Consider the following 9,357-nt stretch of genomic DNA (forward strand, 5'->3'; position numbering starts at 1 on the left):
CCCCCGCCTCTTGCGTCCCATCCGACTTTCGCGAGATCTCTTCTTGACAGACTCGCGATATATCGTGTTACGCTCTTCATACGCGATATATCGCGACTAATCACACCCCAGGAGACAACATGACCGAGAAGTGGCTCATCGCCCCCGGCGAGGAACGCGTCATCGACATCGCTCAGGCGACCCGGCTCAAGGTCGGACTCGTCGGCGGTCAGGTGGACGTCATCGCCCACGACGACCCCGGCATCCGCATCGAGGTGCACGGCGTCACCATCAAAGACCTCCGGATCGAATCCGACGGCAACGAGATCGAGATCGACCACCCGCAGCTGGGGTGGGACAACTTCCTCGAGGTCTTCCGCAACTTCGGCGCCGGCGGCCCCCGTGCCGAGGTCAGTGTCGCAGTCCCCCGCAGCATCGCGCTCAACCTCGGCGTGGTCAGCGCAGGCGCCCTGATCTCAGGACTCACCAACGACGCACGGCTCAACACCGTCTCCGGCGACATCATCGTCGACACCCACACCGGAGACCTGACCGTCAACTCGGTCTCCGGCGACGTGCAGGTGCGTGGCCTGACCGGCTCGGCGAACGCGAACAGCGTCTCCGGCGACGTGGCGATCACCGGCTCGGTGCGCAAGGCGACGGTCGACACCGTCTCCGGCGCGATCATGGTCGACGCGGCGGGTGCCGTGAACACCATCAACCTGAACACGGTCGCCGGCAACAGCACGATCCGACTCGAGGAGACTCTGCCCGCCAATTACGTGGCGCGCTCCATGAGCGGACGGATGCTGATCGACGGCGTCGACCGTGGCAACACCGGACCGACCAACTACACGGGCTCGACGGGAGAGCTCGCCGGCTCGTTCGTCGACGTGCGCACCAACTCGGTCTCGGGCGACATCACGGTGCTGCGTCAGCCTCGCATCACCGTCGCAGACGATGCGGAGTGGGACTCATGACCCCGGCCGTCTTCTCGCACGGCGACCTGCGCCTGTATCTGCTCTCCCTGCTGTCAGAGGCTCCGCAGCACGGTTACGGCATCATCCAGGCGCTCACCGATCGCACCGGCGGCACCTATACGCCCAGCGCCGGCACCATCTACCCTCGGCTCGCGAAGCTCGAGGAGGAGGGCCTGGTCTCAAAGACCGTCGACGGACGCACCACGATCTACTCGATCACGGATGCCGGTCGCGCCGAACTCGCCGGACGGGAGGGCGATCTCGCCGGCATCGAGTCCGGTCTCGCCGACTCGGTCCGCCTGATCGCGAACGAAGTGCGCCAGAGCGTGCAGGACGCCATGAAGAGCCTGCGCGCCGATCTGGCGGCGGCCGCGAACGACGAGCGGACGAGTGCCAAGGCACGCCCCCGGTCGACCTCGTCTTCGATGCCGGACGAACGGGTGACCAGTCGTGAAGCGCTGCACCGGGCGGATGCGTCGATCAACGCCTTCCGCGCCCGAGTGCGCACCGACCTGCGCACTCACGTGGCGCGCGGCGGCGTGCTCGCGGTATCCACCGTCGACGACCTGGAGGCCGCGCTCGACGCCGCAGCCCGCGCCGTCACACAGGCTCTGGCCTCTCCCGGCGCCTGAGCCCGTCCGGCCCATCCGCCGAGATCCCGTATTCGTGCCGAACACAGGATCTCGGCGGGCCGGGCAGAGGCTACTCGGTCCAGATCTCCTGCTGGTCGTCGGGGACCGACTCCTCGAGGGGCACCACGAGCACCGAACGGTGCTGACGGTGAGCGAGACGCGCGGCGACCGAGCCGGTGAAGAACTCTCTGATCGACTCGCCCAGCCCGCGCTTGCGCGTGCCGACCACGATCAGTTGCGCGTCGAGCTTGTTCGCGAGCTGCTTGATCGCAAGGGCCGGGTCACCGACCAGCTGACGCGCGGCCCAGGTCAGGCCCTTGCCGTCGAGTTCGGCGGCCGCGGCCGCCTGGACCTCTTCGAACTCGGCGGCGCCGGCTTCGATGTTGAGATCGATCGGTGCCGAATGCACATAACCGTCCGGATCCTCATATGTGACGAACCGGGTCACGTCCACATGGGCGACCACGAGCGGGGCGTTCAGGAGGTGCGCGTAGTGCGCGGCCTCCTGCAGTACGTGTACGGCCTGACCCGGTTGCATGCCGACGATGACGGCCTTCTGCAACCCGGCGTTCTGCGCCGTTTCGTCGGACGGGGAGGAGGCTGCATCTGTCATGTGAATCGTTCCCTTCACCTGCCGGCGAAGGCCAGCACACCTGGCCCTCGTGCTATCCTGAATGCTACTCTTACCGGCCGCACGCCGGTGTCGTGAATGCCTCGGGCGCCTGATTGTCCGACAGCTTAAATCGTTAGGGGGTCTCGCGCATGGGCCGTGGCCGTCAAAAGGCGAAGCACACCAAGATCGCTCGCGAACTAAAGTCCTTCAGTCCTTCGGTGAACTACTCCGCGCTCGAGCGGGAACTTGCTCATCCGACGGATGAAGACGCCTACGTGGACAAGTGGGCGGACGACTACGCGGACGAAGACGAAGACGAACTAGAGAAGGCCTGACCGCCTGATCTGACAACCCCCGCACCTCGTGCGGGGGTTTCGTCGTGCCCGCATCCGCTGTGTTCGCCCGCGGCGCGGCACTGGTTCACCAGCGTCCGTGCCGGCGCTCCCACTCGTCCTCGATCGTCTGCCGCCGACCCGCGATCAACCCGAACGGCACGGCGATCACGAGCACGGCGCCGATGATCAGCAGCGGCAGAAGCCAGTCGCCGGTCTGGTCGTGCACGACGCCGAGCAGGATGGGGAACGCGGCCGCTCCGATGTAACCGGCGCTCTGCACGAAGCTGCTCAGTGCGACGGCCGTCTCCGGTGTGCGCGCACGAACGCTGATCAGCACCAGCGCAAGTGGGAAGAGCACACCGACGATGCCGAAGAGCGCGACCCACAGCCCCACGAGGGCGATCGAGGGCAGCAGGATGAGTCCGGCCAGGCCCACCGCGCCGCAGGCGACGGCGACGATGAACAGCGGCCTCGTCGCCTGGAACCGCACCACCAGCAGCGGGACGAGCAGCGAAGCGGGCAGGCTCATGAATGCGAAGAGCGACAGCAGCAGTCCGGCGACGGATGCCGTGACCCCGGCCCGATCGACCAGGATCGTCGGCAGCCACGCGAACGAGACGTACGCCATCGTCGACGACGTCCCGAAGACGACCGCGATCGACCAGGCCAGCGGCAGCCGAGCGAGCCGTGCGAACACCCGCGAGTTCGCCGGAGCGACGGCGATCGGTCCGGTGACCAGCGTCACGGGACCGGCTGCCGCGGCATCCGCCCGTTCCGCATCACGTGCCGAGCGGTCTTCGCGACCGACGGGGACCGGGACTCCGCCGGTGCGCCCTCGGAGCAGCATGAGCACCCAGGGGATGGTGCCGGCGAGTGCGAACACTCCCCACATCGCCAGTGACACGCGCCATCCGGCGGCATCCGCCACCGGCACCGCGACCAACGGCGGCAGGAACGTCGACAGCGCCATCGCCGTCGTGTAGATCGTCATCATCGCGCCGAGCCGGTCGGGGAAGTGCTTCTTGACCAACGGCGGGAGCAGGATGTTCCCCATCCCGACTCCGGCGAAGATGAGCGCGGTCGACAGCAGCAGCGTGATCGCGTCGACCGAGAATCCGCGCAGCACGAGGCCGGCGGTGATCGCGATCAGCGCGATCACGGTGACCCGTTCGAGGCCCAGTCGTCGCTCGAACAGTGGTGTCAGCAACCCGAAGATCGCGAAGCACACCGGCGGCGCGGTGCCGATGAGCCCGACCACGGCGGAGGAGAGCGGGAAGTCGGCGGCGACGTGATCGAACAGCGGCGACAGCGATGCCACGGCGGAGCGCAGCGAGAAGGCGCACAGCAGGATGCCGAGCACCGCGAGCACCCGACCCTGCCAGAGCGGGCGCGACGTGCTCACGACGACTGCGAGCTCTCGACCCAGGAGAGGTACTCGTCGGTGACGGTGCCCGTGACATAGCGGCCGTCGAAGCAGCTCATGTCGAGGTCGGTGACATCCGAGCCCTCGATGATCGCGGCCTTGAGATCCTCGACCTCCTGGTACACCAGGTGGTCGGCGCCGAGCTCAGCGGCGATCTCCGGAATCGTGCGGCCATGGGCGATCAGCTCGTGCTTCGAGGGCATGTTGATGCCGTACACGTGCGGGTACCGCACCGGCGGCGCGGCCGAGGCGAACGTCACGGACAGCGCACCGGCATCCCGTGCCATCTGGATGATCTGCTTGCTCGTCGTCCCGCGCACGATGGAGTCATCGATCAGGAGCACGTTCTTGCCCCGGAACTCCGTCGACATCGCGTTGAGCTTCTGACGCACGCTCTTCTTGCGCACCGCCTGACCCGGCATGATGAAGGTGCGACCCACGTAGCGGTTCTTGTAGAAGCCCTCGCGGTACTCGATGCCGAGCTTGCGGGCGACCTCCATCGCCGACGGGCGCGCGGAGTCGGGGATCGGCATGACGACGTCGATCTTCTCGCGCGGCACGTGCTTCGCGATCGTGTCGGCGAGACGCTCCCCCATCCGCAGACGCGACTCGTACACGGCGATGCCGTTCATCGTCGAATCGGGGCGGGCCAGGTACACGTACTCGAACGCGCACGGCGTGAGCGTGGCGTTCTCGGCGCACTGCCGGCTGAACAACTCGCCCTGGTCGGTGATGAAGATCGCCTCGCCGGGCGCGACCTCCCGTACGACTTCGTAGTCGCCGTTCTCGAGCACCAGCGACTCGCTGGTGACGACCCACTCGTCGTGCTCCGCACCGTCGCGGCGACCGAGGATCAGGGGACGGATGCCGTAAGGGTCACGGAAGGCGAGCAGACCGTAGCCCGCGATCACGGCGATCACGGCGTAGGCGCCCTCGATGCGCTCGTGCGTGCAGCTCACGGCTTCGAAGATGCGCTCCGGGTCGAGGTCGACGTCGCTCGTCGTGGCCTGCAGCTCGCCGGCGAGGACGTTCAGCAGCAGCTCGGTGTCGCTGGAGGAGTTCAGGTGCCGACGATCGCGCTTGGCCATCTCCGCGGTGAGCTCGCGCGTGTTCGTGAGGTTGCCGTTGTGGATGAGGACGATGCCGTAGGGCGCATTCACATAGAACGGCTGCATCTCCTCTTCGCTGGATGCTGTGCCCTTGGTCGCGTAGCGAACGTGGCCGAGGCCGACGTTGCCGAGGAGCGAGCGCATGTCGCGGGTGCGGAACGCCTCTCGCACCATGCCCTCGGCCTTGGCCATGTGCATGACGCCGCTCGGCTCAGCCGTGGCGATGCCGGTGGCGTCCTGCCCACGGTGCTGCAGCAGGAGAAGCGCATCGTAGATGTCCTGATTGACCGGGCCGCCAGCGCCCACTCCGACGATTCCGCACATGGGGTATTACTCTGCTCCATCCGCGTATGCGCCGACGAGACGCACCGCACCACCATCGACGCCCTTGGCGCCTTCTTCGAACTCTCCGGACGGGCGAGGACCCGTTCCGACCGTCGCGACCTGCCAGGCGTCGATGCCCTCCGCGGCGAGCGCGGCGATCGCGGCATCCTTCTGGCGCTGATCGATCACGGCGAGGAAGCCGATGCCGAGGTTCCACGTGCCCTCGGCGGACTCCAGTGTGGAACCGGCGATGTCGCTGAGCACACGGAAGACAGGGCTCGGCGACCACGTCGAGCGGTCGACCTCCGCCCAGCTGCCCACCGGGAGCACACGCGCGAGGTTCGCAGCGATGCCACCGCCGGTGACGTGGCTGAGGGAGTGCACGCTGCCCTCTGCCAGCTTCTCGATCAGGCGCAGCAACGGGAGCGTGTACAGGCGGGTCGGCTCGAGCAGCGCTTCGCCCCAGGTGGTGCCGAGGTCTGCGGCGTTGTCGCCGTAGCCGATGCCCGCGCCCGTGACGATGTGGCGAACGAGGGAGTAGCCGTTGGAGTGCAGCCCGCTGGATGCCAGCGCGAGCACGACGTCGCCGTCCTGCACGCGCTCGGCGCCGAGCACGGCATCCGCCTCGACGACGCCGGTGGCGGCGCCTGCGACATCGTAGTCACGCGGGCCGAGAAGGCCGGGGTGCTCTGCCGTCTCGCCGCCGACCAGCGCGGTGCCGGTGGCGGTGCACGCGTCGGCGATGCCGCGGACGATGTCGGCGATGCGCTCGGGGACGACCTTGCCGCACGCGATGTAGTCGGTCATGAAGAGCGGCTTCGCCCCCACGACGACGATGTCGTCGACGACCATCCCGACCAGGTCCTGCCCGATCGTGTCGTGCTTGTCGAGCGCCTGCGCGATCGCGACCTTGGTACCGACTCCGTCGGTGCTGGTCGCGAGCAACGGCTTGGTGTAGCCGAGCAGAGCGGTCGCGTCGAACAGGCCGGCGAACCCGCCGACACCGCCGAGCACTTCGGGGCCGTGCGTAGCGCGCACGGAGGACTTCATCAGCTCGACGGCACGATCACCTGCAGCGGTGTCGACGCCGGCTTCGGAATAGGGATTGGTGGAGGAGGCTGCCACCCCACAAGACTACCGGTGCCCGAGCAGTGGAATCTCCGCGATCCGTCTCACCTGATGGGTCGACGGTTGGCGGATCCCGGCTCGATCGCTAGCTTCCGAAGCGTCCATGGGAACAATGACGACCAAGGAGCCCACGATGCCCAGACATCTCACGACACGATTGGGGGTGGCGGGGATCGCAGCGGCAGTCATGCTCTCGATCGCCATCAGCCCCGTGCACGCCGTCGACGAACCCGTCGACGGTCTGACCGCCACCGATCCGACGCAGGAGGACATGCCCACTGTCGGCGGAAACCTCGGCAACCAGCACTACTCCGCGCTCGATCAGATCACCAAGAGCAACCTCGACCGGCTCGCGCCGGTGTGGCGCACGCACGTCTCGGCGGTCGCGCCTGCGTCCGACGACGTCGGGCAGCAGACGACGCCGATCGTCGTCGACGGCATGATCTATCTCGACACACCCAGCGGTGGAGTCGCCGCATTCGACGGCGCGACGGGCGAGGCCGCCTGGAAGTGGGAGAACCACGAGTACGGCATGTCGAGCACGCGGCGTGGGGTGTCGGCGGGCGACGGACGCGTCTACACGCTCGCAGGTGACAACCGCGTCGTCGCCCTCGATCAGGAGACGGGCGAGGAGGTGTGGGCCGTGCAGCCGACCGGCCCGGACGGCGAGAACGTCGGACGAGTCGCCAAGGTCGCGACCGTCTACTCGGACGGCCTCGTCTACGTGCACGCCGCTGACGGCGACCGCGGCGCGGTCGTCGCGCTCGACGCCGACGACGGCAGCTACGTGTGGCACTTCTTCGGCGGGCCGAACCGCGGCGAGGAGTTCACCGACGTCAACGGCAGCACCTTCGATGCGTCCGAGACCTGGGGTCCGATCCACGAGGACGGCACGGATTGCGCGATCGAGGGCGGCGCCACATCGTGGGTGCACGGCGCGGTCGACCCGGACCTGGGCATGTACTACATGACCTTCGGCAACCCCCGCAGCTGCAACACCTCTCAGGACGGCTCCGGCCGTCCTGGCGACAACGTGTTCTCCGACACCCTCGTCGCAGTCGACGCGGCGACCGGCGAGTACAAGTGGCATTACCAGTCGATCCACCACGACATCTGGGACATGGACAACGTGCACGCCCCGAACCTCGCCGACATCGAGATCGCCGGCGAGGAGCGTCAGGTGATCTTCTACGGCAGCAAGTCGGGGCACATGTTCATCCTGGATCGCACGAACGGCAAGCCGGTGCTGCCGGCGGACGAGAAGCCGGTGATCACGGATGACCGGCAGGCCAACTCCGACACGCAGCCGTTCCCGGCTGAGCGCCTGCTGCCCGAATGCGTGGTCTGGGAGGAGCTGGGCACCGACAACATTCCCGGCGACCCGTGGCGCGGCGTGCCCAACTACAACGGGTACCAGCCGGACGAGGACGGCACGCTCGTCTTCAACCCTGACAGCTACGTCGCGGCGGACCAGGAGCATCTCACCTACCCCGAGGGGCATGTCGGGCATCGCGAGGGCTGCATGTACGACCCGCAGTGGGATCTGCCGATCCTGTCCACCACCAGTCAGAACGGCGGCGGCGACTGGTCGAACAACGCCTACAGCCACAGCACCAACCTGGTGTACTTCCCGTACGGCACGAACAACGTGGCGCATTGGAACGGCGCTGCTGCGAACGGGCAGCGGGCGATCGGCCAGTACCAGACAGGCGGCATCGTCGCGTACGACGCCTCCACCGGCAAGGTCGAATGGCTGCAGCACCTCGGCACGGACATGTCCCACGGCCAGGGACCGCTGGCCACGGCATCGGATCTCGTGTTCGTCGGCCAGATCGACGGACGTCTGCTCGCGATGGATGCCAGGACCGGTGAGGTCGCGTGGGAGTTCCAGACCGGCAATGGCATCGGCTCGGCACCTGTCACCTACGAGATCGACGGCGAGCAGTACGTCGCGGTCTTCGCTGCCGGAACCACGAACCCCTACGGCGCCTCGGTGACCCGAGGCGATTCGCTGTGGGCTTTCAAGCTCGGAGGCGACTTCGTCACGGAGTCCGGCAGTCAGGAGGGCCCGCTGACCGCACCGCTCTCGATTCGTCGACCGGTGAACGGCGGCGCCGTCGAGGGCAGCACCGTAGGCAACACCGTGCTGCTGGCACGGGCCGATCGCACCTCTGACACGGCCGCGGCGGCCGACAGCACGAACCAGGCGGCGATGCAGCCCACGCACCTCCGAGTGCCGGTCGGCACCAGCGTGACGTTCCTCAACCCGGGGGCCGAGACGTTCCCCGCGAACCCGAACGCGCTCGAACACTGCGCCACGCAGTTCTTCGAGGGCGAGTTCAACGCGCGACTGCAACCCGGCGAGAGCTATCAGCACACGTTCGAGAAGGCAGGTGAGTACTTCTTCAACGACTGCACTGATCCTCGTCCCACCGGCAAGATCGAGGTGTACGCCGAGTCCGAGGACATGCCAGGGGCGCTGACTTTCCCCTCCGGGAAGCTCGATCTCCGAGTGGAGGACGGCCTCTTCACGAAGGCGGACGGCACGGTCACCGCGCACCTCGACCTGCCGAAGGGATACACGCAGGAGGGTGATGTCCTGCTGGAGACCGCCCTGGGCCTGCAGCCCGTCACTGCTTCGAAGGTGACCGGCAGCAGCACGCACCTGATCATCAAGTTCGACAAGGCCGATATCGACAACAACGTGCCTGCAGGCACGACCGATCTGACCGTCGTCACATATGCGGTGAATGACGGCGTGCAGAAGGAGGTGAGGTCGACGGTGAGCGCTACCGTGGCCAAGTAGCCCGAACGCATCCGAGGGCACCCGGGCC

Annotated in this window: 8 protein-coding genes; 4 read left to right on the top strand and 4 right to left on the bottom strand. The window is 67.4% G+C overall.

The window, feature by feature from the left end; all coding sequences use genetic code 11:
* Nucleotides 1-119 precede the first annotated feature (119 nt).
* Together ACNPNP_RS14330 and ACNPNP_RS14335 are read left to right on the top strand one after the other, a co-directional pair.
* Nucleotides 120-959 (top strand): DUF4097 family beta strand repeat-containing protein, encoded by an 840-nt coding sequence (locus ACNPNP_RS14330; RefSeq protein WP_448966702.1) that lies wholly within the window; start codon nt 120-122, stop codon nt 957-959.
* Nucleotides 956-1,591, top strand: coding sequence for a PadR family transcriptional regulator (locus ACNPNP_RS14335; RefSeq protein ID WP_448967259.1), 636 nt, complete (start codon nt 956-958; stop codon nt 1,589-1,591). The genes ACNPNP_RS14330 and ACNPNP_RS14335 overlap by 4 nt, the downstream gene beginning before the upstream one ends.
* 70 nt (nt 1,592-1,661) lie before the next feature.
* Here the strand turns inward: ACNPNP_RS14335 and ACNPNP_RS14340 are convergent, their stop codons facing one another.
* A complete protein-coding gene (locus tag ACNPNP_RS14340) occupies nt 1,662-2,204 on the bottom strand; it encodes a universal stress protein (RefSeq protein ID WP_448966703.1) in 543 nt (180 codons plus the stop codon).
* Between the two features lie 149 nt (nt 2,205-2,353).
* Between ACNPNP_RS14340 and ACNPNP_RS14345 the strand changes: the two genes are divergently transcribed.
* Complete coding sequence (locus tag ACNPNP_RS14345; RefSeq protein WP_188438153.1) at nt 2,354-2,539, top strand: DUF3073 domain-containing protein; 186 nt, start codon at nt 2,354-2,356, stop codon at nt 2,537-2,539.
* An 85-nt stretch (nt 2,540-2,624) separates the two neighbouring features.
* Here ACNPNP_RS14345 and ACNPNP_RS14350 read toward each other — a convergent pair whose 3' ends face one another.
* The 3 genes from ACNPNP_RS14350 to purM are packed head-to-tail and all read right to left on the bottom strand — an operon-like array spanning nt 2,625 to nt 6,520.
* Nucleotides 2,625-3,941 carry an MFS transporter gene (locus tag ACNPNP_RS14350; protein ID WP_448966704.1) on the bottom strand — a complete coding sequence of 439 codons (1,317 nt, stop codon included), beginning with the start codon at nt 3,939-3,941 and terminating at the stop codon, nt 2,625-2,627.
* The gene (purF, locus tag ACNPNP_RS14355) at nt 3,938-5,395 is read right to left on the bottom strand and encodes an amidophosphoribosyltransferase (RefSeq protein WP_448966705.1); all 1,458 of its coding nucleotides are present in this window, start codon (nt 5,393-5,395) and stop codon (nt 3,938-3,940) included. Before purF ends, ACNPNP_RS14350 begins: the two co-directional genes overlap by 4 nt.
* A 6-nt stretch (nt 5,396-5,401) precedes the next feature.
* The gene (purM, locus tag ACNPNP_RS14360; RefSeq protein ID WP_448966706.1) at nt 5,402-6,520 is read right to left on the bottom strand and encodes a phosphoribosylformylglycinamidine cyclo-ligase; all 1,119 of its coding nucleotides are present in this window, start codon (nt 6,518-6,520) and stop codon (nt 5,402-5,404) included.
* Between the two features lie 136 nt (nt 6,521-6,656).
* On the opposite strand from purM, the gene ACNPNP_RS14365 reads away from it, so the two are divergent.
* Nucleotides 6,657-9,329, top strand: a complete 2,673-nt coding sequence (locus tag ACNPNP_RS14365; protein ID WP_448966707.1) for an outer membrane protein assembly factor BamB family protein — start codon at nt 6,657-6,659, stop codon at nt 9,327-9,329.
* Nucleotides 9,330-9,357: the final 28 nt, after the last annotated feature.

This window comes from Microbacterium xerophyticum, assembly GCF_053543555.1.